Origin of the sequence: Melaminivora jejuensis (assembly GCF_017811175.1) — a bacterium.
Classification (GTDB): Bacteria; Pseudomonadota; Gammaproteobacteria; order Burkholderiales; family Burkholderiaceae_C; genus Melaminivora; species Melaminivora jejuensis.
Window position 1 is genome coordinate 1423554 of record NZ_JACWIJ010000002.1, and the last position, 22323, is coordinate 1445876.

The 22323-nt window shown below is 69.2% G+C and carries 20 protein-coding genes; 9 read left to right on the forward strand and 11 right to left on the reverse strand.

Translation table 11 applies throughout. The annotated features are described in order from the left end of the window. Nucleotides 1–4 precede the first annotated feature (4 nt). The gene (gene moaA, locus IDM45_RS06870) at nt 5–1150 is read right to left on the reverse strand and encodes a GTP 3',8-cyclase MoaA (protein ID WP_209422183.1); all 1146 of its coding nucleotides are present in this window, start codon (nt 1148–1150) and stop codon (nt 5–7) included. Between the two features lie 189 nt (nt 1151–1339). Here moaA and IDM45_RS06875 point away from each other — a divergent pair, with 189 nt between their 5' ends. Then, on the forward strand, nt 1340–2137 hold the full coding sequence (locus IDM45_RS06875; RefSeq protein WP_325168953.1) for a type IV pili methyl-accepting chemotaxis transducer N-terminal domain-containing protein: 798 nt from the start codon (nt 1340–1342) through the stop codon (nt 2135–2137). 118 nt (nt 2138–2255) lie between these two features. Here IDM45_RS06875 and IDM45_RS06880 read toward each other — a convergent pair whose 3' ends face one another. Then, nucleotides 2256–3689, reverse strand: coding sequence for an aldehyde dehydrogenase family protein (locus IDM45_RS06880; RefSeq protein ID WP_209422185.1), 1434 nt, complete (start codon nt 3687–3689; stop codon nt 2256–2258). Between the two features lie 149 nt (nt 3690–3838). Between IDM45_RS06880 and ppa the strand changes: the two genes are divergently transcribed. Next, nucleotides 3839–4375, forward strand: a complete 537-nt coding sequence (ppa, locus tag IDM45_RS06885; protein ID WP_209422186.1) for an inorganic diphosphatase — start codon at nt 3839–3841, stop codon at nt 4373–4375. A gap of 189 nt (nt 4376–4564) precedes the next feature. Then, on the forward strand, nt 4565–5074 hold the full coding sequence (locus IDM45_RS06890) for a chemotaxis protein CheW (RefSeq protein ID WP_209422187.1): 510 nt from the start codon (nt 4565–4567) through the stop codon (nt 5072–5074). Nucleotides 5075–5084: 10 nt separating this feature from the next. Here the strand turns inward: IDM45_RS06890 and IDM45_RS06895 are convergent, their stop codons facing one another. Beyond that, nucleotides 5085–6305 carry a GNAT family N-acetyltransferase gene (locus IDM45_RS06895; protein WP_209422188.1) on the reverse strand — a complete coding sequence of 407 codons (1221 nt, stop codon included), beginning with the start codon at nt 6303–6305 and terminating at the stop codon, nt 5085–5087. Nucleotides 6306–6550: 245 nt separating this feature from the next. On the opposite strand from IDM45_RS06895, the gene IDM45_RS06900 reads away from it, so the two are divergent. Continuing rightward, nucleotides 6551–6889 carry a P-II family nitrogen regulator gene (locus IDM45_RS06900; RefSeq protein WP_209422189.1) on the forward strand — a complete coding sequence of 113 codons (339 nt, stop codon included), beginning with the start codon at nt 6551–6553 and terminating at the stop codon, nt 6887–6889. Between the two features lie 82 nt (nt 6890–6971). On the opposite strand, the gene IDM45_RS06905 is transcribed toward IDM45_RS06900, so the two are convergent. The 6 genes from IDM45_RS06905 to IDM45_RS06930 form a co-directional block, all read right to left on the reverse strand. After that, nucleotides 6972–7622 (reverse strand): Maf family protein, encoded by a 651-nt coding sequence (locus IDM45_RS06905; protein ID WP_209422190.1) that lies wholly within the window; start codon nt 7620–7622, stop codon nt 6972–6974. A 107-nt stretch (nt 7623–7729) separates the two neighbouring features. Beyond that, complete coding sequence (gene rlmH / locus IDM45_RS06910; RefSeq protein WP_209422191.1) at nt 7730–8209, reverse strand: 23S rRNA (pseudouridine(1915)-N(3))-methyltransferase RlmH; 480 nt, start codon at nt 8207–8209, stop codon at nt 7730–7732. 36 nt (nt 8210–8245) lie between these two features. Beyond that, a complete protein-coding gene (rsfS, locus tag IDM45_RS06915) occupies nt 8246–9193 on the reverse strand; it encodes a ribosome silencing factor (protein WP_209422192.1) in 948 nt (315 codons plus the stop codon). Nucleotides 9194–9297: 104 nt separating this feature from the next. Beyond that, nucleotides 9298–10251, reverse strand: a complete 954-nt coding sequence (gene hemF / locus IDM45_RS06920; protein ID WP_209422193.1) for an oxygen-dependent coproporphyrinogen oxidase — start codon at nt 10249–10251, stop codon at nt 9298–9300. Further along, the gene (gene purD / locus IDM45_RS06925; protein ID WP_209422194.1) at nt 10251–11534 is read right to left on the reverse strand and encodes a phosphoribosylamine--glycine ligase; all 1284 of its coding nucleotides are present in this window, start codon (nt 11532–11534) and stop codon (nt 10251–10253) included. Before purD ends, hemF begins: the two co-directional genes overlap by 1 nt. Nucleotides 11535–11538: 4 nt before the next feature. Beyond that, on the reverse strand, nt 11539–12258 hold the full coding sequence (locus tag IDM45_RS06930) for a YebC/PmpR family DNA-binding transcriptional regulator (protein ID WP_209422195.1): 720 nt from the start codon (nt 12256–12258) through the stop codon (nt 11539–11541). 86 nt (nt 12259–12344) lie between these two features. Between IDM45_RS06930 and IDM45_RS06935 the strand changes: the two genes are divergently transcribed. The 4 genes from IDM45_RS06935 (at nt 12345) to upp (ending at nt 16599) form a co-directional block, all read left to right on the forward strand. Beyond that, on the forward strand, nt 12345–13859 hold the full coding sequence (locus tag IDM45_RS06935; RefSeq protein ID WP_209422196.1) for a helicase HerA-like domain-containing protein: 1515 nt from the start codon (nt 12345–12347) through the stop codon (nt 13857–13859). Nucleotides 13860–14012: 153 nt separating this feature from the next. After that, nucleotides 14013–14858 (forward strand): enoyl-CoA hydratase-related protein, encoded by an 846-nt coding sequence (locus tag IDM45_RS06940; protein ID WP_209422197.1) that lies wholly within the window; start codon nt 14013–14015, stop codon nt 14856–14858. A gap of 102 nt (nt 14859–14960) precedes the next feature. Continuing rightward, nucleotides 14961–15935, forward strand: coding sequence for a threo-3-hydroxy-L-aspartate ammonia-lyase (locus IDM45_RS06945; RefSeq protein ID WP_209422198.1), 975 nt, complete (start codon nt 14961–14963; stop codon nt 15933–15935). A gap of 34 nt (nt 15936–15969) precedes the next feature. Continuing rightward, nucleotides 15970–16599 (forward strand): uracil phosphoribosyltransferase, encoded by a 630-nt coding sequence (upp, locus tag IDM45_RS06950; RefSeq protein ID WP_209422199.1) that lies wholly within the window; start codon nt 15970–15972, stop codon nt 16597–16599. Between the two features lie 80 nt (nt 16600–16679). Here the strand turns inward: upp and IDM45_RS06955 are convergent, their stop codons facing one another. Next, a complete protein-coding gene (locus IDM45_RS06955; protein ID WP_325168954.1) occupies nt 16680–19094 on the reverse strand; it encodes an AI-2E family transporter in 2415 nt (804 codons plus the stop codon). A 205-nt stretch (nt 19095–19299) separates the two neighbouring features. Continuing rightward, entirely contained in the window at nt 19300–20736 is a 1437-nt protein-coding gene (sbcB, locus tag IDM45_RS06960) for an exodeoxyribonuclease I (RefSeq protein WP_209422200.1), read from the reverse strand. Nucleotides 20737–20994: 258 nt separating this feature from the next. On the opposite strand from sbcB, the gene IDM45_RS06965 reads away from it, so the two are divergent. Next, nucleotides 20995–22311: a lytic murein transglycosylase gene (locus tag IDM45_RS06965; protein WP_209424037.1), complete on the forward strand. Its 1317-nt coding sequence runs from the start codon at nt 20995–20997 to the stop codon at nt 22309–22311. Nucleotides 22312–22323: the final 12 nt, after the last annotated feature.

Below are 22323 nucleotides of genomic sequence, written 5' to 3' on the forward strand. Positions count from 1 at the left end.
CCGATCAGCCGCCGATGTAGCTCATCTCGATGCGCCGCGTGCCACTGCTGCCGCTGTCGGCGGGCAGGCTGGCGCGCAGCTCCGAGTAGCGGTCGCTGCGTTGGCCCCAGATGCCGGCCACCGCGCCCAGCAGCTGCTCGTCGCTCACGCCGCCGCGCAGCAGGCTGCGCAAATCCCAGCCCTGGCTGGCAAACAGGCACAGGTACAGCCGCCCTTCCATGGACAGGCGGGCGCGGTTGCAGTCGCCGCAAAACGCCTGGGTCACGCTGCTGATGACGCCGATCTCGCCCAGCGCCGGGTCGTGGCGACCGTCCGGGCCGGCCCAGCCCCAGCGCTTGGCGGTCTCGCCAGGGGCGCTGGCCGCCAGCGGCACCAGCGGCAGCTCGGCCTGCAGCCGAGCGATGACTTGGGCGGACGGCAGCACCTGATCCATGCGCCAGCCATTGGTGGCGCCCACGTCCATGTATTCGATGAAGCGCAGCGTGATGCCGGTGCCGCGGAAGTAGCGCGCCATGGCCGGGATCTCATGGTCGTTGGTGCCGCGCTTGACCACCATGTTGACCTTGAGGTGATCAAAGCCGGCGTCCCTGGCAGCGGCGATGCCCTCCAGCACGCCGGCCACCGGAAAATCCATGTCGTTCATGCGCCGGAACACCGCGTCGTCCAGGCTGTCCAGGCTCACAGTGACGCGCGACAGGCCAGCCGCCTTGAGCGCGCGCGCCTTGCGCGCCAGCAGCGAGCCGTTGGTGGTCAGCGTCAGGTCGGGCGCGCGGCCATCGACGGTGCGCAGCGCCGCCAGCTGCTCGACCAGGCGCTCCAGATCCTTGCGCAGCAGCGGCTCGCCGCCCGTCAGGCGCAGCTTGCGCACGCCGTGCGCCAGAAACAGCCGCGCCACGCGGGTGATCTCCTCGAAGCTCAGCAGATCGCCGTGCGGCAGATAGCGGTAGTGCTGGTCGAAGACTTCCTTTGGCATGCAGTAGCTGCAGCGGAAGTTGCAGCGGTCGGTCACGCTGATGCGCAGATCGCGCAGTGGCCGGCCCCGGGCGTCCAGCAGCAGGCCGCTAGGAGCCTGGCAGGCATCAACGACCGGCACCACGGGCTGGAGCACCGGCGCGCGCTGATCCGCGATGGGGATGACTCTTTCGGCCATGGGCACAAATTGTGCCGTATCGTTTTTGCACGCAGCCGCCGCAGGGCTTTGCCGCTTTGACGTACCTCAAGCATCGTCGGCAGTGCCTCCAGATAATTTCCGGCCATGCAACACGTTCACTGCTCCCGCCTCCATACGCCCCCGGCAGCACTGCCGGGCTCGTCTGTGCATCGCTCGAAGCGGCAGGTCGTGCTGCAGCTTGCAGCGCTTGCCCTGCTGCCCAGCCTGGGCGCGCGCGCCCAGGCGCCTGCTCCAGCCCAGGCTCCGGCGCGCCCGGCCCTGGCCTCGACCATCAACCGAACGGCGCGCTTTCGCGCGCTGTCGCAGCGGGTGGCCAAGGTCTATGGCCAGATGTATCTGCAGGTGCTGCCCGGGCGCTCGCGCGACTGGCTGGAGCACTCGCGCAAGCAGATCAAGGCGGGGCTGCGCGAGTTGAACGAGCAAAGCTGGCCCGCCGAGGTGGCGCGCCTGCTGGCCAGCCTGCGCCAGGCCGCGCAGCAGCTGGATGCGCTGCTCGACCAACCCGTCTCCAAGGACGGCTATCTGGCCGTCATCAAGCAGTCCGAAGCCATGCTGGATGCGGCCGACAAGGCCACGCAGGCGCTGGAGCAGCTCTCGCCCGTGCCCACGGCGCGCCTGGTCAACATCGCGGGGCGTCAGCGCATGTTGTCGCAGCGCCTGGCGCGCAACTACGGCTTTGTCATGTCCGGCCTGGCCGGCAGCGGCGTGCGCGAGCAGATGGCGCAGGATGCGGCGCTGTTCCAGACCTCGCTGGCCGATCTGGCCAAGGCGCCGGTCAGCACCTCGGCCATCCGGGGCACGCTGGAGCTGGGGCAGGCGCAGTGGATCTTCCTGGAGACCACCCTCAAGCGCCCGCCCGAGGCCCGCGCCCTGGAAGACGTGGCCAAGGCCAGCGAACGTATGCTGGAGGTCATGGACGAGCTGACCGCCCAGTACGAGGCGGCGCTCCAGGAAATCCTGGGCTGAGGCTGGCCGGATACCGGAAAACACCAGTAAATACCAGCAAAATCCGGCTCAAACCCTTTTCCAGCAAGCGATGACAGCTATGCTTTGAGTAGCATCATCGCAGCCGGGCAGGCCCGCCTCAGCCGTGGCGTATGGCCACGGTCTTGAGCGTGGTGAAGCCGTACAGCGCCTCAAAACCCTTCTCGCGCCCGTGGCCGCTGGATTTCACGCCGCCAAAAGGCAACTCCACACCGCCGGCGGCGCCGTAGTTGTTGATGAAGACCTGGCCCGAAGCCAGCCGCCGCGCCAGGCGCAGCTGGCGCGCGCCGTCGCGCGTCCACACGCCCGCCACCAGGCCGTAGCGCGTGCCGTTGGCCAGTTGCACGGCCTGCTCCTCATCGTCAAAGGGCATGGCGGCCAGCACTGGGCCGAAGACCTCCTCCTGCGCCAGCCGGTGGCCAGGCGGCACATCGCGCAAGAGGGCCGGCGCCTGATAGAAGCCGGTGTCGGGCGCCTCCTCGACCACGCTGCCCTGCGCCACCAGCGGGATGCCGGCGACCTGCGCGTCCGACAGGAAATCCCACACGCGCTGCTGCTGGCTCTGGCGGATCAGCGGGCCCAGATCCAGATCCATGGCCGCCGGCCCGACGCGCAGCGCCTCGAAGGCCCGGCCCAGGCGCTCCAGCAGCGGCTCGTAGATCATGGAATCGATCAGCACGCGCGAGCCGGCCGAGCAGGTCTGGCCGGCGTTTTGCACGATGGCATTGACGATGGCCGGTACGGCGGCATCCAGATCGGCATCGGCAAAGACGATCTGCGGGCTCTTGCCGCCCAGCTCCAGCGTGACCGGGCAGTGGCGCTCGGCGGCGGCCTGCTGGATCAGCGTGCCGACCTTCGGGCTGCCAGTGAAGCTCAGGTGCTGGATACCCGGGTGGCGCGCCAGCGCATCGCCCGCCTCGTGGCCATAGCCGGTCACGATGTTCAGCGCCCCGGCTGGAAAGCCCGCCTCGGCGGCCAGCCGGGCCACGCGCAAGAGCGACAGGCAGGCGTCCTCGGCGGGCTTGACCACGCAGACATTGCCCGCCGCCAGCGCCGCGCCGACGCAGCGGCCAAAGATCTGCATGGGATAGTTCCACGGCACGATGTGGCCGGTGACGCCATGCGGCTCGCGCCAGGTCAGCACGCTGAAGCCGTCCTGATAGGGGATGGTCTGGCCGTGCAGTTTGTCACAGGCGCCGGCGTAGAACTCGAAGTAACGCGCCAGCGCCAGCGCATCGGCGCGCGCCTGGCGCGTGGGCTTGCCGCAGTCGCGCTGCTCCAGCGCCGCCAGTTCCTCGGCGTGCTCGCTGACCAGCACCGACAGGCGCGCCAGCAGGCGGCCACGCTCGGCGGGCGCCATGCGGCTCCAGACGCTGTCAAAGCACTGGCGCGCGGCATGGACGGCGGCGCCGATGTCCTCGGGCGTGCCGCGCTGGATCTCGTCGAAGGGCTGGCCGTCCGAGGGATCGATCATGGCGATGGTGCGCCCCGAACTGGAGGGCACGGCGGCGTTGGCGATGTAGTGCAGTTGCATGGCGCGCCATTGTGCGCCGGCGCGGCGCGGCTGCAAGGGTCATGCAAGGGCCAGGGCCTAGAATCCCGGCCTGCGCCCGGCGCCCCGCACGTCCTGCAACCGCAGCGCTGCGGGGCGCCAGGCATCATTTTTTCTACCTAGCAAACATCATGTCGCTGAACAAAGTCACGCCCGGCACCAAGCTGCCCGAATCCTTCAACGTCGTGGTCGAGATCCCTGCCGAATCCGACCCCATCAAGTACGAGGTGGACAAGGACTCCGGCGCGGTGTTCGTGGATCGCTTCCTCACCGTGGCCATGTACTACCCGTGCAACTACGGCTACGTGCCGCAGACCCTGTCGGGCGACGGCGACCCGGTCGATGTCCTGGTCATCACGCCGTATCCGCTGCTGCCCGGCGTGGTCGTGCCCTGCCGCGCCCTGGGCATCCTTAAGATGGAAGACGAGGCCGGCGTGGACGGTAAGGTGCTGGCCGTGCCGACCAGCAAGATCCTGAAGATGTACGACAGCTGGCAGAGCGTCGAGGACGTGAACGCCATGCGCCTGAAATCCATCACCCACTTCTTCGAGCACTACAAGGATCTGGAAGAAGGCAAGTGGGTCAAGGTGTTGGGCTGGGACGGCGTCGAGGCCGCGCACAAGGAAATCATGGACGGCGTGGCCAACTACGCCAAGACACAGGGCTGATTTGCTATAAATAAAATAGCTGTCAACGCTTTCCTAGCAAGGGTTTTCGCCAAAAATGGCTCCCGACCCTTGCAGCGTCGGCTCCTCTGCAAGCCGGCAGTGGCCGGGGCCAATTGTCAGTATTGGTAACGCCGGGCTGCTATGCTGGCACCCTGATTTTTCCGTAGGTTCTTGAAGGAGCATTGCGCCATGCTGACCTCGTCCGCCCAGCGTTCCCAGTCTGCCGCAGCGGCTGCCAGCGTTGCCGAATACCTGACCTTCCGCCTGGGCGAGGAGGAGTACAGCATCGACATCCTGCGCGTGCAGGAAATCCGCTCCTATGAGCAGCCCACCCGGCTGGCGCACGCGCCGGACTTCATCAAGGGCGTGATCGACCTGCGCGGCGTCATCGTGCCCATCGTCGATCTGCGCCTGAAGCTGGGCTGCGAGAAGGTCGAATACACCGATTTCACGGTGGTCATCATCCTGAACGTGGGCGGCACCGTGCTGGGCGCAGTGGTCGATGCCGTGGCCGACGTGGTGGCCCTGCCGGCCAATGCCATCAAGGCGGCGCCGCAGTTCCAGGGCCAGGTGGATGCCTCCTTCGTGCGCGGCATCGCCACGCTGGGCGAGCGCATGTTGATCGTGGTGGACATCGAATCGCTGCTCAGCAGCTCCGAGATGGGGATGCTAAAGTCGGTCGCGGCCACCGACGCCTGAGCCGCTGGCCTCAAGGCGCGGCGCGAAACGGGCTGCGCGCCTGCAAGTCCTGCAGGTAGTGCCCGATGGCCTGATCCTCGCGCTCCAGGAAACGCTCCACGGCGTCAGCAAAGGCCGGGTGCGCCAGCCAGTGCGCGCTGGCCGTGGGCACCGGCAGCAGGGCGCGCGCCATTTTGTGCTCGCCCTGGGCGCCGCCCTCGAAGCGCTGCACCCCCTGGGCGATGCACCAGGCCAGCGGCTGGTAGTAGCAGGCCTCGAAATGCAGGCTGTCCACGCGCTCCAGCGCGCCCCAGTAGCGGCCATAAGCGGCGCGCTGCGGCGGCTGCACCCCGCCCGGCGCCGGGGTATCCAGGGCCACCAGGCTGGCAGCGATGTCCCGGCCCGCGCGCCGTGCAATGAACAGCACCCAGGCCTCGGGCAGGTGCTGCGCCATGCGGGTGAAAAAATCCCGCGCCAGATAGGGCGGGTTGCCGTGCTCCAGATAGGTGCGCTCGTAGCAGCGGTAGAAGAAATCCCACTCGTCCGGCCCGATGGCCCGGCCCTGCAGCGCACGGAATTCAACGCCGGCATCGCGCACGCGCCGGCGCTCCTGGCGGATCTTCTTGCGCTTGTCCTGGCTCAGGCTGGCCAGGAAATCCTCGAAATCGGCAAACGGCTGGCCGGTTGCCGGGTGGACGTTGCACCAGTGGAACTGCACCGTCTGGCGCAGCATCAGGCCGCAGCGCCGGGCGGCGGCCAGGTCATCCTCGGCACCGAACAGCAGGTGCAGCGACGACAGGCCCTGGTGCGCCGACCACTGCAGCACAGCCTGCAGCAAGGCCGTGCGCGCCGCTTCGTCCTGCGCCAGCAGGCGCGCGCCGGGCACGGGCGTGAAGGGCACGGCCAGCACCGCTTTGGGGTAGTAATCCAGGCCGTGGCGCGCATAGGCCTGCGCCCAGGCCCAGTCGAACACGTACTCGCCGCGCGAATGCGTCTTGACGTAGAGCACGCAGGCCGCACCCAGCTGATGCGGCTGATCTAGCTGATCCGCCTGCGCGAGCGTGAAATAGACCGGCAGCCAGCCCGTGTCCGGCGTGGCGCTGCCGCTGTCCTCCAGCGCCGCCAGATAGGCATGGCGCATGAAGGGCGTGGGGTGCGCCTGGCGTGCCAGCAGCGCATCCCAGGCGGCGGCATCCACCCCGCTGGCCGTAGCGTGCAGGTCAAGCCGCCAGGGGCTGGATGCGTCCTGCACGGGGGGAAGTCCTGGGCCAGCGGCCTCACCGCCTGCCCCCCGCCAGGCCGCCGGCAGCGCCGGCACGCAACTGCACAAAAAACAGGCAACGCCCAACAAACCCAGATAAATCAATTACTTGCATGGATGATTCAACACTTCCAGGGACTTATCCACAGGCCTTTCCAATGCCGGTGGGGATAAGCCAGGGCGCGACATGCGCATAATCCGGCCTGTTTTTTTGCCACAACCGCCAGGAGCGCTCCATGCACATGATCACCGCCATCATCAAGCCCTTCAAACTGGAGGAGGTGCGCGAGGCGCTGGCCGAGTGTGGCGTGAACGGCCTGACCGTGACCGAGGTCAAGGGCTTTGGCAGGCAAAAGGGCCATACAGAACTCTATCGCGGCGCCGAGTATGTGGTGGATTTCCTGCCCAAGGTCAAGGTGGAGGTCGTCGTGCGGGGCAGCGAGGTGGAGCGCTGCGTCGATGCCATCGTGGCTGCGGCGCGCACCGGCAAGATCGGCGACGGCAAGATTTTCGTGACCGCCGTCGAGCGCGTGGTGCGCATCCGCACCGGCGAGCTGGACGAGGCGGCGATCTGACGTCAGTTCCGCCACCCTGCGGCACTATTTAATTGATAGCTGCAAGCGCTTGATGGACAACGGTTTCAGCCGGTTTTAGTGTTTATTTCACCGCCTGTTCAGGGCCGGCCAGGCAGCCAGCCCCGGCGCGGCGCAGCAACTCGGCGGTCTCGAACAGCGGCAGGCCCATGATGCCCGAGTAGCTGCCCTCGATGCGCTCGATATGCGCCGCAGCATGGCCCTGGATGCCATAGGCGCCGGCCTTGCCCAGCGGCTCGCCAGTGGCGACGTAGGCTGCTATCTGCGCCGGCGTCAGGGCGGCAAAGCACACCTGCGAGACCGACAGCGCAGCCAGCCTGCGGCCATCGGGCAGCGCCAGGGCCACAGCTGTGAGCACCTGATGCCGGCGCCCGACCAGCAGGGCCAGGATGCGCGCGGCGTCATCCGCATCCTCGGGCTTGCCCAGGATCAGCGCATCCAGGGCCACGGTGGTGTCGGCGCACAGGATGGGCGCCACCGGCAGCGCCCGGCGCCGGTGGCGGGCCACGGCGGCGTCCAGCTTGAGGGCCGTGACGCGCTGCACGTAGTCGGCAGGCAGCTCCTGCGGCAGCACAGCCTCGATGGCCTCGGCATCCTCGGGCGCATCACCTGCGGCGTTGGCCAGCAGCAGTTCGTGGCGCACGCCGATCTGCTCCAGCAGCTGGCTGCGGCGCGGGCTTTGCGAGGCGAGGTAGAGAAAATCCAGCTTTTTCATGATGAAAACAGCCGCAAACCCTTGCCCAGCAAGCGCTGACAGCTATCAATCTTGAGAATGAACACAGGCTGGCGCAGACGCCCTGCCGGGCCTACGAGCCTACGGGCTTACTCGCGGTGGTAGGGGTGGCCGGCGTTGACCGACCAGGCGCGGTAGAGCTGCTCGATCAGCAGCACGCGCACCATGGCGTGCGGCAGCGTCAGGTCAGACAGGCGGATGCGCTCGTGCGCGGCCTGGCGAAAGGCCGGCTGCAGGCCGTCCGGGCCGCCGATGACCAGGGCCACGTCGTCGCCCTGCCATTGCCAGCCCTGCAGCCGCTCGGCCAAAGCCTTGGTCGTCAGGCTGGTGCCGCGCTCGTCCAGCGCCACGATGCGCGCGCCGCGCCCGGCGCCCGAGGCGATGGCCGCCTCGATGCGCTCGCGCTCGGCGGCATGGAGCGTCTCCAGCGACTTGGAGCCGCGCGGCTCGGTCTTGACGGCGCGCAGCTCGACCTTGAGCTCGGGCGGGAAGCGCTTGGCATAGTCCTCGTAGGCCGTGGCGGCCCACTCGGGCACGCGCTGGCCGACGGCGACGATCAGCAGCTTCATGGTGGCGGTTGTGGCTCAGCGCCGCGCCCGGGCCGCTCAGGCCTTGCGTGCGGCGGCCCGGGCCGTGGTCTTGGTGGCGGCCTTTTTGGCAGGCGTCTTGGCGGCCGTCCTGGTCGCCGTTTTTGCGGCGGTCTTGGCGGCCGTCCTGGCCGGGGCCTTCTTGGCTGCCGGCTCGTTGACGACCACGGTCTTGACGGCTGCCGGCTTGGCTGCCGGCCTCTTCACTGCCGATTTCCCTGCGGCGCTGGCCGGCGCCTCGGCCTTGGCTGCGCCAGCGCCGGTCTTTCGGGCGGCGGGCTTTTTCGCTGCGGGGGATGGGCTGTCGGCAGCAGTCTTGGCAGCGGTTTTGCGGGGAGCGGCACTCTTGCGGCTGGGCGTGCGGGCCGGGGCCGGCGCCACGTCTGCCCCACTCACCGCCGCCTCGGCCTGCGCTGTATCCGCAGTTTCGGGCTGCTGTGCGCCATCCGCCGCTTCGGCAGACACCTGGGCAGCCGCCTTGGCCGGGGCGGCCTTGCGCGCCGCCTTCCTGGCGGCAGGTTTGGCGGGCTGCTCTGCCGAAGCATCCTCGGACGCCATGGTCTTGCGCGGCTTGGCGGCGCCCAGTTTCAGGCGCACGGGCTTTTCGCCCCAGATTTCCTCCAGCCGGTAGTACTGGCGGATAGCCGGCTGCATGATGTGTACCACCGCCTGGCCGCAGTCCACGATGATCCACTCGCCGTTTTCCTCGCCCTCGGTGCGGGGCTTGGCAAAGCCGGCTTCGCGCACGGCGTCGCGCACGCTGGCGGCCAGCGCCTTGGTCTGGCGGTTGGACGAGCCGGTGGCCACCATGACGCGCTCGAACAGCGGCGACAGGTGCTCGGTGTCAAAGACCTGGATGTCCTGCGCCTTGACGTCCTCCAGGCCATCGACGATGGCGCGCTGGAGTTTGGTGACGTCGCGCTTGGCGGCGGTTGCCGATTTTTCCGACTTGGGAGATGTGCTCATCGGGCGTGGAGGTGTGTGGGGGATGATGGGTGGCACTATAGCCATGCGGGTGGCGGGCGGCTGTAGTCGGCATCCTGCAGAGGCAGGGCGTCAGAAGTGGGCGCTCAAAGCCAGTCGCGCCGCACCAGAAAGCGCGTGGTCAACTCGGCCTCGGGCGTGCCGGGCGGGTCTTCGCGACGATAGCTCCAGCCGGCCAGCGGCGGCATGGACAGCAAGATGGATTCGGTGCGCCCGCCCGACTGCAGGCCGAAGTGCGTGCCCCGATCCCAGACCAGGTTGAATTCGACGTAGCGGCTGCGCCGGTAGAGCTGGAAATCGCGCTCGCGCGCGCCAAAGGGCGTGTCCAGGCGCCGCTGCACGATGGGCAGGTAGGCGTCCAGAAAGGCGTCCCCCACGCTTTGCGTCAGGGCCAGGCTGCGCGCAAAGCCCAGCTCGGAAAAATCGTCGAAGAAGATGCCGCCCACGCCGCGCTGCTCATCACGGTGCTTGAGATAGAAATACTCGTCGCACCACTGCTTGAAGCGCGGGTACAGGTCGGCTCCGAAGGGCGCCAGGGCGTCCCGGCAGGCGCGGTGGAAATGCACGGCGTCGTCCTCGAAGCCGTAGTAGGGCGTCAAATCCATGCCGCCGCCAAACCAGCACACCGGCTCGCCGCCCGGCTGCCCGGCGGCGATCATGCGCACGTTCATATGTACCGTAGGCACATAGGGGTTGCGCGGGTGGAAGACCAGCGACACGCCCATGGCCTCGAACGGGGCGCCGGCCAGCTCGGGCCGGTGCTGTGTGGCCGAGGGCGGCAGCTGCGGCCCGCTGACGTGCGAGAAGCCGCAGCCGGCGCGCTCGAACACGCGCCCGCCCTCCAGGATGCGCGTGATGCCCTCGCCTTGCAGCGGGGACTCGGGCGGGCGCTGCCAGGGGTCGCTGCGAAAGCGCGCGCCGCCCTGCTGCGCCGGGCCTTCGACGGCCTCCAGGGCATCGGTGATGCGTGCCTGCAACTGCTGCAGGTAGCCGCGCACCTGGGCCACGGCGGGGTTGGCGGCGAGGATGGAGGAAGCCATCAGCTCTTGACCGCCCGGTGGCCGATGTCGCTGCGCCACTGCGCGCCGTCGAAATGGATGGCGCGCACCACGTCGTAGGCGCGCTGCTGGGCCTGGCGCACGTTGTCGGCCAGCGCGGTCACACACAGCACGCGCCCGCCGCTGGCGCGCAGCGTGCCGCCCTCATCGAGCTGCGTGCCGGCATGGAAGACCATGGCGTCGTCGGACTCGGGCGGGATGCCGGTGATGGCGTCGCCCTTGCGCGGCGCCTCGGGGTAGCCGTGCGCGGCCATGACCACGCCCAGCGCGGTGCGGCGATCCCACTGCAGCTCGACCTCGGCCAGCTTGCCATCGACGCCAGCACCCAGCAGCTCCACCAGGTCGGATTTGAGGCGCACCAGGATGGGCTGGGTTTCCGGGTCGCCCATGCGGCAGTTGAACTCCAGCGTCTTGAGCTGGCCGGCCGCGTCGATCATCAGGCCGGCATACAGGAAGCCGGTGTAGGGAATGCCGTCCTTTTCCATGCCGCGCACGGTGGGCAGGATGACTTCGCGCATGGCGCGCGCGTGGACATCGGCGGTGACCACCGGCGCCGGCGAGTACGCGCCCATGCCGCCGGTGTTGGGGCCGGCGTCGCCATCCTTCAGGCGCTTGTGATCCTGGCTGGTGGCCAGGGCGACTACGCCCTTGCCGTCGGACAGCACGATGAAGCTGGCCTCCTCACCCTCCAGGAACTGCTCGATGACCACGCGCGCGCCGCCCTCGTTGTGTGCCACGCCCAGGGTGTTGGCCTGCAGCATGTCGTCGATGGCGGCGTGCGCCTCCTCCAGCGTCATGGCCACGACCACGCCCTTGCCGGCAGCCAGGCCGTCGGCCTTGACGACGATGGGCGCGCCCAGGCGATTGACGAAGGCGTGCGCGGCGTCCGGGTCGGTGAAGGTGTCGTAGTCCGCCGTGGGGATGCCGTGGCGGCGCATGAAGGCCTTGGAAAAAGCCTTGGAGCTTTCCAGCTGCGCGGCGGCCCGGGTGGGGCCGAAGATGCGCAGGCCGTGGGCGCGGAATTCATCGACCACGCCGGCAGCCAGCGGCGCCTCGGGGCCGACCACGGTCAGGCCGATCTTTTCTTCCTGCGCCCACTCGCGCAGGGCCACCACGTCGGTGATGGCGATGTTTTCCAGCTTGGGGCTGAGGGCCGTGCCGCCGTTGCCCGGCGCCACATAGACCCGGGTGGCGCGGGGCGACTGGGCGATCTTCCAGGCCAGCGCGTGCTCGCGGCCGCCGCCGCCGATGACGAGAATCTTCATGGGGTCAAAGCTCGGCGTTGTGATAGACCTCCTGCACGTCGTCGAGGTCTTCGAGCACGTCCAGGAGCTTTTGCATACGCGCGGCGTCGTCGCCCTCCAGGGCGATGGTGTTGTCGGCGCGCATGGTGACCTCGGCCAGGTCGGGCTGCAGCCCGGCGGCCACCAGCGCGTCCTTGACGGCCTCGAAATCGCCCGGCGCCGTCAGCACCTCGATGGCGCCGTCGTCGCCGGTCACCACGTCCTCGGCGCCGGCCTCCAGCGCCACCTCCATGACGCGCTCCTCATCGGTGCCGGGGGCGAAGATGAGCTGGCCGACGTGCTGGAACTGGAAGGCCACCGAGCCTTCCGTGCCCAGGTTGCCGCCGTGCTTGGAAAACGCATGGCGCACCTCGGCCACGGTGCGCACGCGGTTGTCGGTCATGGTGTCCACGATGATGGCCGCGCCGGCGATGCCATAGCCCTCGTAGCGGATTTCCTCGTAGCTCACGCCTTCGAGGTTGCCGGTGGCCTTGTCGATGTTGCGCTTGATGTTGTCGGCCGGCATGTTGGCCGCACGCGCCTTGTCCACGGCCAGGCGCAAGCGCGGATTGGCGGCGATGTCGCCCCCACCCTGGCGCGCTGCCACCATGATTTCACGAATGATGCGGGTCCAGACCTTGCCGCGCTTTTCGTCCTGGCGGCCCTTCCTGTGCTGGATGTTGGCCCATTTGCTGTGTCCTGCCACTGCAAAACGTCCTTATGTTTATGTTCTCGGGATTGAATTAACCTAGCGTTCGATTCTACGTTTGACTACAGAGACCTTTGCCCGCCATGGCCCCACCGCTGCTCATCGCCCGCAACGCCCAGACCGAATGCCATCTGCTGCCCGGCCTGGCCAACCGCCACGGCCTCATCACCGGCGCCACCGGCACCGGCAAGACCGTGACCCTGCAGACCCTGGCCGAGCAGTTCTCGCGCATCGGCGTGCCGGTGTTCATGGCCGACGTCAAGGGCGACCTCACGGGCATCAGCCAGCGCGGGCGCATCGAAGGCAAGCTGGCCGCCGTGCTGGCCGAGCGCGGCGTGCCGGCCCCCGAACCCATGGCCTGCCCGACCACGCTGTGGGACGTGTTCGGCCAGCAGGGCCACCCGGTGCGCGCCACCATCTCGGACATGGGGCCGCTCTTGCTGGGACGGATGCTGGCGCTCAACGACACGCAGCTGGGCGTGCTCAATCTGGTGTTCAAGATTGCCGACGACCAAGGCCTGCTGCTGCTGGATCTGAAAGACCTGCGCACCATGGTGCAGCACGTGGGCGACAACGCCAAGCAGTTCACCACCGAGTACGGCAACGTCAGCAGCGCCAGCATCGGCGCCATCCAGCGCGCGCTGCTGACCATAGAGCAACAGGGCGGCGACCAGTTCTTTGGCGAACCCATGCTGGACATCGACGACCTGCTGCAGACCGAGGACGGCCTGGGCGTGGTCAACATCCTGGCCGCCGACCGGCTGATGAACGCACCGCGCCTGTATGCGACGTTTTTGCTGTGGCTGCTGTCGGAGCTGTTCGAGCGCCTGCCCGAGATCGGCGACCCGGAAAAACCCAAGCTGGTGTTCTTCTTCGACGAGGCGCACCTGCTGTTTGCCGACGCGCCCAAGGTGCTCATCGAGCGCATCGAACTCGTGGTGCGTCTGGTGCGCTCCAAGGGCGTGGGCGTGTACTTCGTGACGCAAAACCCGATGGACATCCCCGACAGCGTGCTGGCGCAACTGGGCAACCGGGTGCAGCACGCGCTGCGCGCCTTCACCCCGCGCGACCAGAAGGCCGTGAAGGCCACGGCCAGCACCATGCGGCCCAAGGCCGGGCTGAACGTCGAGGCCGCCATCACCGAGCTGGCCGTGGGCGAGGCGCTGGTCAGCTTGCTGGACGCCAAGGGCCGCCCCAGCGAGACCGAGCGCGCCTGGGTCATCCCGCCGGGCAGCCAGATCGGGCCGATCAGCGATGAGCAGCGGCGCGCGCTGCTGGCCGGCTCGCTGGTGGCCGGGCGCTACGACACGGCCATCGACCGCGAATCGGCCTATGAAGTCCTGCGGGCGCGGGCGGGCCATCCGGGCAATCCGGGCAGTGCTGTCGGCGCAGCGCCGGCAGCAGCCCCGGCTGGCGGCCTGAGTGCTGGCCTGAACGACCTGCTGTTCGGCAGCACCGGCCCACGCGGCGGCAAGAAGGACGGGCTGGTGCAGACCGTGGCCAAGTCCGCCATGCGCACCGTGGGCACCGGCCTGGGCCGCGAGATCCTGCGCGGCGTGCTCGGCGGCCTGCTGGGCGGGGGCGGCAAGCGGCGCTGAGGAGACGGTTGTGCGACATGAACAGGCCCCAAGTCCTGTATTCAGCATCAAATCGGCCCCAAACCCAATACTGACAAGCGCTGGCAGCTATGAATTTTGATGATTGACTGCTGCTTTCACCTCTTTTTTTCTTCAACCCTGGCAACCTCACCCATGACCGACCTGACTTACTTTCGCCTCGACATCACCGACCATGTGGCCCACTTGGTATTGAACCGTCCGCAGGAGCTCAACACCATGAACCCGACGTTCTGGCGCGAGCTCGATCAGGTGCTGCAGCAACTGCACCGGGGCAGCGAGGCCCGGGCGCTGGTGATCAGCAGCACCGGCAAGCATTTCAGCGCCGGCATGGCGCTGGACACCTTTGGCGGCGCCATCACGCTGGACGACCGCAGCCCCGAGGGGCGCGCCGCCGTGTTCGACCTGCTGGGCGGGATGCAGGCCACCTTCAGCCGGCTGGAGGAGCTGCGCATCCCGGTCGTCGCCGCCATCCACGGCGGCTGCATCGGCGGCGCGCTGGACATGGTGGCCGCAGCCTGCATCCGCTATGCCACGCGCGACGCTTTCTTTTGCATCCAGGAGATCAACATCGGCATGGTGGCCGATGTCGGCTCGCTGCAGCGCCTGCCGGGACTCATGCCCATGGGCCTGCTCAAGGAGCTGGCCTACACCGGGCGACGCCTGGGCGCCGAGCGCGCGCTGGCCAGCGGCCTGGTGACCGAGCTGTTCGACACGCACGAGGCACTGGTGCAGGGCGCGCTCGCGTGCGCCCGCGAGATGGCCACCAAGCCGCCCGTGGCCCTGTGGGGCAGCAAGCAGGCGCTGAACTACGCGCGCGACCACAGCACCGAGGACAGCCTGCGCCAGATGGGCTGGCTGCAGGGCGCCATCTGGAGCAACCGCCATGTCCACGAGGCCGTCACCGCCCAGCAGCAGCGGCGCAGCCCCGAGTTCCCGCCGCTGGCGCCGCTGACACCTTTTGCGGAAGTGCAAAAATAATAGCTGCTATCGCTTGACTGGCAAGGCAAAAAGCCGTTTTCACCCTCTTTCATGGGGCTGGCCAGCCCCAGCCCTGCCCTGCTTTTCCTACAGGAACCCGCCATGCACGCCGCCAACCTGCCCGCCCCCACCCCGCAAGATGTCCTGGACGCCGCCCAGCGCCTGCAGGGCATGGTGCATCGCACGCCGGTGCTGCGCTCGGGCATGGCTGACCGGCTGCTGGGCGCGCAGGTGCATTTCAAGTGCGAGAGCCTGCAGCGCACCGGCTCGTTCAAGTTCCGCGGTGCCTGCAACGCGCTGGCCCTGCTGGAGCCCGAGGCGCGCGAGCGCGGCGCCCTCACCTTTTCCGCCGGCAACCACGCCCAGGCCATCGCTCTGGCCGGGCGGCTGCACGACGCGCCCACGCTGGTGCTGATGCCCGAGGACGGCTCAGCCTCCAAGATGGCGGCGGCGCGCCAGTACGGCGCCCAGGTGGTGACCTACGACCGCCAGCGCGAAGACCGCGAGGCGCTGGCGCTGCAACTGGCCGAGCAGCGCGGCATGACGCTGATCCCGCCGTCCGAGCATCCGCACGTCATCGCCGGCCAGGGCACGGCGGCGCTGGAGCTGCTGCAGGAGGTGCCGCGCCTGGACTACCTGTTCGTGCCCGTGGGCGGCGGCGGCCTGCTGTCGGGCAGCCTGCTGGCGGCGCAGGCGCTGGGCGCGCAGTGCGAGATCCACGGCGTCGAGCCGGAGACGGCCAACGACGCCCAGCAATCGCTGCGCGCCGGCCATATCGTGCGCATCGACAACCCGCGCACCATCGCTGACGGCGCGCAGGCCAACGCCCTGGGGCCGCTCACGTTCGACATCATCCGCCAGCACGCCGAGGGCATCCTCACGGCCAGCGACCTGCAGCTGATGCAGGCGCTACGCTTCATGGCCGAGCGCATGAAGATCGTCGTCGAGCCCACCGGCGCGCTGGGCTTTGCCGGCGCGCAGCACGGCGGCGTGGACATCCGGGGCAAGCGCGTGGGCATCGTCATCAGCGGCGGCAACGTGGACTTGCCGCGCTACGCACGCTTTCTGGCAGACTGAAAACCTCTTTTCGATACCCCCGCAGACATCTCCCATGAGCAACGTCCACCTCATCGACCACCCCCTGGTGCAGCACAAACTGACGCTGATGCGCAGAAAGGATGCCAGCACCAACAGCTTCCGGCGCCTGCTGGGCGAGCTGTCCACCCTGATGGCCTACGAAGTGACGCGCGACATGCCGCTGCAGGAGGTGCAGGTGGAGACGCCCCTGGAGGTCATGACCGCCAAGGTCATCGACGGCAAGAAGCTGGTGCTGGTGTCCATCCTGCGCGCCGGCAACGGCTTTCTGGACGGGATGCTCAACGTCGTGCCCGGCGCGCGCATCGGCCACATCGGCCTGTACCGCGACCCCGAGACGCTGCAGCCCGTCGAGTACTACTTCAAGATGCCGTCCGAGATGCACGAGCGCGACATCATCGTGGTCGATCCCATGCTGGCCACGGGCAACTCGGCCGCCGCTGCCGTGGCGCGCCTCAAACAGCTGCAGCCGCGCTCGATCAAGTTCGTCTGCCTGCTGGCCGCGCCCGAAGGCATCGCCACGCTGCAGGGCGCACATCCCGACGTGCCCATCTACACCGCCGCCATCGACCGCGAGCTCAACGAGCACGGCTACATCCTGCCTGGCCTGGGGGACGCGGGCGACCGCATCTTCGGCACCAAGTAGGCGTTGGGCGTTGGGCGTTGGGCGCTTGGCGTCTTGTGTGCAGCATCCTTGTTCGCTAAACACCAAACGCACAACGCCGATCAAGGCATGACCTGCCCCACCGTGGCCGAGGCCGGAGGCTCGGGTGGCTGCGGCACCGGTGCTGGCGCCGGGGCAGCGCCAGTCTCGCGCCAGTTGCCCGCCAGATCATCGGCCAGGGCCTGCAGCAGGCGCAGCTCGCGCGCATCGAAAGTGCGTGGCCGCGTGTCCAGCAGGCACAGCGCGCCCAGCACATGCTTGCCCGCATCGCGCAGCGGTGCGCCGGCATAAAAGCGCACGCCGCGTTCGCGCAGCGCCGGGTTGCCGGCAAAGCGCGCATCGCGGGCGATGTCGGGCACCACCAGCGCCTGGCGCAGCGCCACCACGTGGGCGCACAGCGACAGCCGGCGCGGCATCCGCTGCTGGTGGACGGCGCTGGTGGCAGCCACGGGCACCGGCACGCTCTCCTGGGGCGCATCGTCCGGGGCCAGCGCGCCGTGGCTGCACAGGACGACCTGGTGCTCGCCGTCGATCAGCGTGACCAGGGCCTGCGGCATGTCGAAGATGTCGGCAGCGCGCTTGGCAGCGTGCAGACAGATCTGGCGCGCGCCGTCGCCGTCCAGCAAGCCGCTGGCCAGCAGAGCCTGCACGCGCAAGGCGTCGCCCTCGGGTACGGGCGCCTCCTCGAAGGTGCTGTCCACGCTCACACCCTGCAATTCGCCCACGCGCGCCACGGTCTCGGCCAGCGACAGCGCTACGGCGTCGGCGCCCAAGGCCTGCGCGGCATCTGCCCCGCTGAGCGGCTCCAGCGGCTCGCCCCACAGCGCCAGCACGATGCGCACATGCGGCCAGCGCCGGTGCAGGCGGCGGCAGAAATGGCGTGCCGCCGCCACTGGGTCGCTGGCCAGCCAGACCGCGCACACCACCTGCACATCATCGAGCGCCAGCTCGTCGAGGTGCCCGGCGCTGAAGGTGCCCAGCGAGCGCGTCTGCGCCGGCCAGCCCTGCAACGTTAAGGCGTGCGCCGCCATGCGTGCGGCAATGTGATCGAGTTCCCACTTGCCGCCCAGGCAGACGATGGGCTGGCCCTGGTGCGCGCCGGCGATCACCGTCGCTGCGGGCGGCGGATATTGCTCCTGCAGATCGTCGAGCAGCGCATCCAAGCCCTCGAACAGCCGCAGGCGATGCTCGGGCGTGGCCACGCGCAGATGGTCGCCCATGGCCATGCGCAGCACCGGCAGCGCCACCTGGCCGTAGAAGGCCGGCACCGAACCCTTGAAGGCCTCGATCTGCGTCACGCTCAGCTCGATGGCTTCTTCAGGGTCGCCGGCCAGCAGGCGCTGGTAGATGCGCGTGGGCTCGTCGAGCACCGGCTGGCTGCCCAGCAGCACGTCCAGGAAAGCCAGCTGCGGCAGGTAGCGGCCAATGACCAGCAGGCACACCGTGAGCGGCGTGGACATGATCAGCCCCACCGGCCCCCACAGCGCGGCCCAGAAGGTGGCGGCAACGATCAGCGACAGGATGGACAGCCCGGTGCTGGCGCCGTACAGCCAGGGCTCGATGACGTTGTTGCTGATCAGCTCCAGCACCACGATCAGGGCGAGCGTCCACAGCACCAGGCTCCAGCCCGGGTGTACGGCAAAGGCCAGCGTGACCGGAAACAGCGCCGCCACAAAAGCGCCGACGTAGGGCACAAAGCGCATCAGCCCGGCCAGCGCGCCCCACAGAAACGCCCCCGGCACGCCGATGGCCCACAGGCCCAGCGCCATTGGAATGCCGTAGCTGACGTTGACCATGAGCTGCATGGTCAGGTAGCGCGAGATGCGCTCGCCGGCCTCGTCCATGGCGTCGGTGGCGCGGTGCAACTCGCCGCCGAGCAGGCGCAGCAGCCGGTCGCGCAAGTCCACCCGATCCAGCAGGATGAAGATCACGAAGACCAGCACCAGGCCGGCATCGGTCAGGGGCCGCTTGAGCGCATCGAAGGCCGCCAGCGCCTGTTGCGCGGGCGACAGCTTGGCCTCTTGCACCTGCACCTTCTGCACGCTGGCGCTGCGGCTGCCGGAGCCGCTGCTGCTGGCCGGCGGCGTGGCCGCCTCGACCTCGCTTTGCACGATGTCCAGGGTGCGCTTGGCGCCCTCGAACATGCCGGGGGCGCGCAGTTGCTGGCCCAGCGAGCGCAGCTTCTTGCGGATGGTGTGCTGGTACTGCGGCAGTTGCTCGCTGAGCACGCGCGCCTCGTTGGCCACAAAAACCGCCGTCACCCCCAGCACCGACAGCGTCAGCAGCACCACCAGCAGCACCGAGGGCAGGCGCGGCAGGCCCAGGCGCTTGCAGCGCACCACCAGCGGATCGAGCACGAAGCTGAGCAGGAAGGCCAGCGCCAGCGGCACCAGGATGGTGCGCCCGGCGTACAGGCCGGCAATGATCAGCGCGGCGATGACCAGGCCGACCATGAAGCGCAGGCTGGGCGCCAGCACAAGCAGGCTGGCAGCCTCGCGGGCGCTGGCGCCTACCGGAAACGCTGGGGCGGGTTGGTGCCGTTCGGGTGGTCGCTGCGGGACATGGAGGGCGGGCCAGAAGTTATCGCGCGATTGTTGGCCAGCAGCCTGCCGCCCGGGTGTAGGCCAGGGCGCCAGGGGAGGCTGCGCGTCTGGCGCTCCACGCACAGCGCTCAATACGCTGTCAGACAGGCTCGGGCGCGATGCTCTCGGCCCACTCGTGCAGCGCCTCCAGGATGGCCATGCCGCGCTCGTCGGCCTGCTCGCTCAGGCTGTCCAGACGGGCGAACAGCTCGTCGAAGGTCAGGCCGCCGCCCTGCCCGTCCAGTAGCACGGCGGCGCAGTGCGCCTGCCAGCGCTGCTGCTCGGCCTCGCTGAGCGTGTGCGGGAAATTGCGCGCTCGGTAGCGCCACAGCAGCTCGGCCAGGCGCGGATCATCAAAACCGGCGCGCTCCAGCGCCAGCTCCTCGGGCGACAAGGCGCGCAGGCGCTGCAGGCGACGGCGATCCTCATGGCCGAGGAAGCCGCCGTACAAGTCCTGCTCGGGATCGCAGGCCGGCTGCGGGCGGTCGTACACCTCGGCCCAGATGGCATCCATGTTGGGCAGGGCGCGGGCGGCCTCGGCGTGGCGGGCGGCCTGTTCCAGGTCGATCTGCCAGCGCGCAGCCAGCTCGGGCGTGAGCGTTCTGAGGTTGCTCACCACCATGGGGGAGCGGTTCAGATGCACGCTCTTGATTGGCAATCGCATCATGCCCTCGGGCAGCTCGGCGCTGCGGGTGAACAGGCGCTGGCGCAGCTCGGCCACGCCCAGGCCGGCCAGCACGGACGGGTCGTGCGCCAGATCCCAGGCCAGGAGCTCGTTGCGGTTGCTCGGGTGGTTGGCCAGCGGCCACATCAGCGCCAGGCAGCCGCGCTCGGCGGGGAACATGCCCGAGACATGCAAAAAGGGCCGCGCCACCTCGGGCAGGGTCGGCAGGCGCAGCTCGGCGGCCACGCCATCCTTTTTGTGCAGCGACAGGGCGAAGTCGAACAGGCGCGGCTGGCGCTCGCGGATCAGCCGCGCCAGGGCGATGGTGGCGCGCACGTCGGACAGGGCGTCGTGCGCGGCCTCGTGCGCCAGGCCGTTGGCGTGCGTGAGCGCCTCCAGCCTGAAGCTGGGCCGGCCTTCGGCATCGATCGGCCACTGGATGCCCTGCGGACGCAGCGCGTAGGCCAGACGCACGACATCGAGCAGATCCCAGCGCCCGCACTGATTCTGCCACTCGCGCGCATACGGATCCATCAGGTTGCGCCAGAGCATGAAGCGCGTGACCTCGTCGTCGAAGCGGATGGTGTTGTAGCCCACGCCAATGGTGCCGGGCCGCGCCAGCTCGGCCTCGATGCGGCGGGCGAATTCGTGCTCGGGCAGGCCGCGCTGCTGGCACAGCTGCGGGGTGATGCCGGTCAACAGGCAGGACGCCGGGTCGGGCAGATAGTCCGGCGGCGGCTGGCAGTACAGCATCAGGGGTTCACCGATCTCGTTGAGCTCGGCGTCGGTGCGGATGGCGGCGAACTGCGCCGGTCGGTCGCGGCGCGGCTCGACGCCGAAAGTCTCGTAGTCGTGCCAGAGGAAGGTGTGCATGGCGGGTGTGGATGGGTGCGCCGGAAGCGGGCCGCCCGAAGTATGCCCGCCCTGGCAGCGGCACAATCTGGCGCCATGCACTGTCCTCGTTCCACGTCTGTCCGCACTGCGTCCTGCGCCCCCAGCCCTGCCGCGCGCCTCTCCCCTTCCCTGCGCCCGCAGCCGCTGCGCCTGGCGCGCCTGACGCATCTGGCCGTAGCCCTGGCCGGCCTGAGCGCTGCCCTGGGCTGCACCCAGGTGCCGGCCCGGGGCGATGCCATGCCGATGGCGGCGGTGGTCATGCCGGCAGCGGGTGCCGCTGCACAGCTGCAGCCGCCCGCTGCCCTGCCAGCCCCCCGGCCCGCTGCCCTGCCAGCCGCTGCGCCAGCGCCGGACAGCCGCACACTCGTCCGGACAGCCGCACAAGGCGCCCCCGGGCCAGCAGCGCAGCACTCGCCCAGCACCCCGCCCGATGCCGCCGGCTTTCGCGCCTGGGTCGAGGCCTTCATGCCCGAAGCCGCTGCTGCCGGCATCAGCGCAGCCACGCTGCAGGCCACGCTGGGCCGGGCGCAGTTTCTGCCGCAGGTGCTGCAGCTCGACCGCGCGCAGCCCGAGTTCACCCGCCCGCCCTGGGTCTATCTGGACGGCGCGCTGTCGCGCGAGCGCGTTGCCGAGGGCCGCACGCGCCAGCGCACCAACGCCAGCGCGCTCAACGCTGCGGCTGCGCGCTACGGTGTACCGGCCAGCATCGTGGTCGCCATCTGGGGCATGGAGAGCGACTTTGGCCGCAACTTCGGCAACTTCCGCACCATCGATGCCCTGGCCACGCTGGCCTACGAGGGCCGGCGTGCCGAGTGGGCGCGCAAGGAGTTGCTGGCGGCACTGCGCATCGCCCAGACCGGCGAGATCCGCCCGGATGCTCTGAAAGGCTCCTGGGCCGGCGCCATGGGGCATACGCAGTTTCTGCCATCGGTGTTCCTGGAGCACGCCGTCGATGCCGATGGCGATGCCCGGCGCGACATCTGGGCCAGCGTGCCGGACGTGGTGGCCTCGACGGCCAATTTTCTGGCGCATTCGGGCTGGGCGAAGGGCCAGCCCTGGGGCGTGGAAGTGCGCCTGCCGGCAGACTTCGACTACGCCCGCGCCGAGCTGACCACGCGCCAGGACAGCAGCGCCTGGGCCGCCGAGGGCGTGCGCGCCTGGGATGGCTCAGCCTTGCCGTCCCTGCCGGGCGCCTCCATCCTGGCGCCCGCCGGGGCGCGCGGGCCGGCGGTACTGGTCGGGCCGAATTTCCGCGCCCTGCTGCGCTACAACAACTCGGTCAGCTACGCCCTGGCCGTAGCCTTGCTGGCGCAGCAGATCGATGGCGGCACCGGCTTGCAGGCGCCTTGGCCGCGCGACCTCAAGCCGCTGTCGCGCAGCGAGGTGCTGGAGCTGCAGCAGGGCCTGAATGCCCGTGGCCTGGATGCCGGCGTGGCCGATGGCGTGCTGGGGCCGGCCACGCGCGCCGGCGTGCGCCGCCTGCAGCAAAGCCTGGGCCTGCCGGCGGACGGCTACGCCACGGGCGAACTGCTGCGCCGGCTGCAGGGGCTCTGAACGTTGGGCGTT

Coding starts and splice junctions, on each gene's coding strand:
- moaA (WP_209422183.1), bottom strand. CDS start 1,150: ATGGCCGAAAGAGTCATCCCCATCGCGGATCAGCGCGCGCCGGTGCTC.
- IDM45_RS06880 (WP_209422185.1), bottom strand. CDS start 3,689: ATGCAACTGCACTACATCGCCAACGCCGCCGTGCCCTCCAGTTCGGGG.
- ppa (WP_209422186.1), top strand. CDS start 3,839: ATGTCGCTGAACAAAGTCACGCCCGGCACCAAGCTGCCCGAATCCTTC.
- IDM45_RS06890 (WP_209422187.1), top strand. CDS start 4,565: ATGCTGACCTCGTCCGCCCAGCGTTCCCAGTCTGCCGCAGCGGCTGCC.
- IDM45_RS06900 (WP_209422189.1), top strand. CDS start 6,551: ATGCACATGATCACCGCCATCATCAAGCCCTTCAAACTGGAGGAGGTG.
- IDM45_RS06905 (WP_209422190.1), bottom strand. CDS start 7,622: ATGAAAAAGCTGGATTTTCTCTACCTCGCCTCGCAAAGCCCGCGCCGC.
- rlmH (WP_209422191.1), bottom strand. CDS start 8,209: ATGAAGCTGCTGATCGTCGCCGTCGGCCAGCGCGTGCCCGAGTGGGCC.
- rsfS (WP_209422192.1), bottom strand. CDS start 9,193: ATGAGCACATCTCCCAAGTCGGAAAAATCGGCAACCGCCGCCAAGCGC.
- hemF (WP_209422193.1), bottom strand. CDS start 10,251: ATGGCTTCCTCCATCCTCGCCGCCAACCCCGCCGTGGCCCAGGTGCGC.
- purD (WP_209422194.1), bottom strand. CDS start 11,534: ATGAAGATTCTCGTCATCGGCGGCGGCGGCCGCGAGCACGCGCTGGCC.
- IDM45_RS06935 (WP_209422196.1), top strand. CDS start 12,345: ATGGCCCCACCGCTGCTCATCGCCCGCAACGCCCAGACCGAATGCCAT.
- IDM45_RS06940 (WP_209422197.1), top strand. CDS start 14,013: ATGACCGACCTGACTTACTTTCGCCTCGACATCACCGACCATGTGGCC.
- IDM45_RS06945 (WP_209422198.1), top strand. CDS start 14,961: ATGCACGCCGCCAACCTGCCCGCCCCCACCCCGCAAGATGTCCTGGAC.
- upp (WP_209422199.1), top strand. CDS start 15,970: ATGAGCAACGTCCACCTCATCGACCACCCCCTGGTGCAGCACAAACTG.
- sbcB (WP_209422200.1), bottom strand. CDS start 20,736: ATGCACACCTTCCTCTGGCACGACTACGAGACTTTCGGCGTCGAGCCG.
- IDM45_RS06965 (WP_209424037.1), top strand. CDS start 20,995: ATGCCGATGGCGGCGGTGGTCATGCCGGCAGCGGGTGCCGCTGCACAG.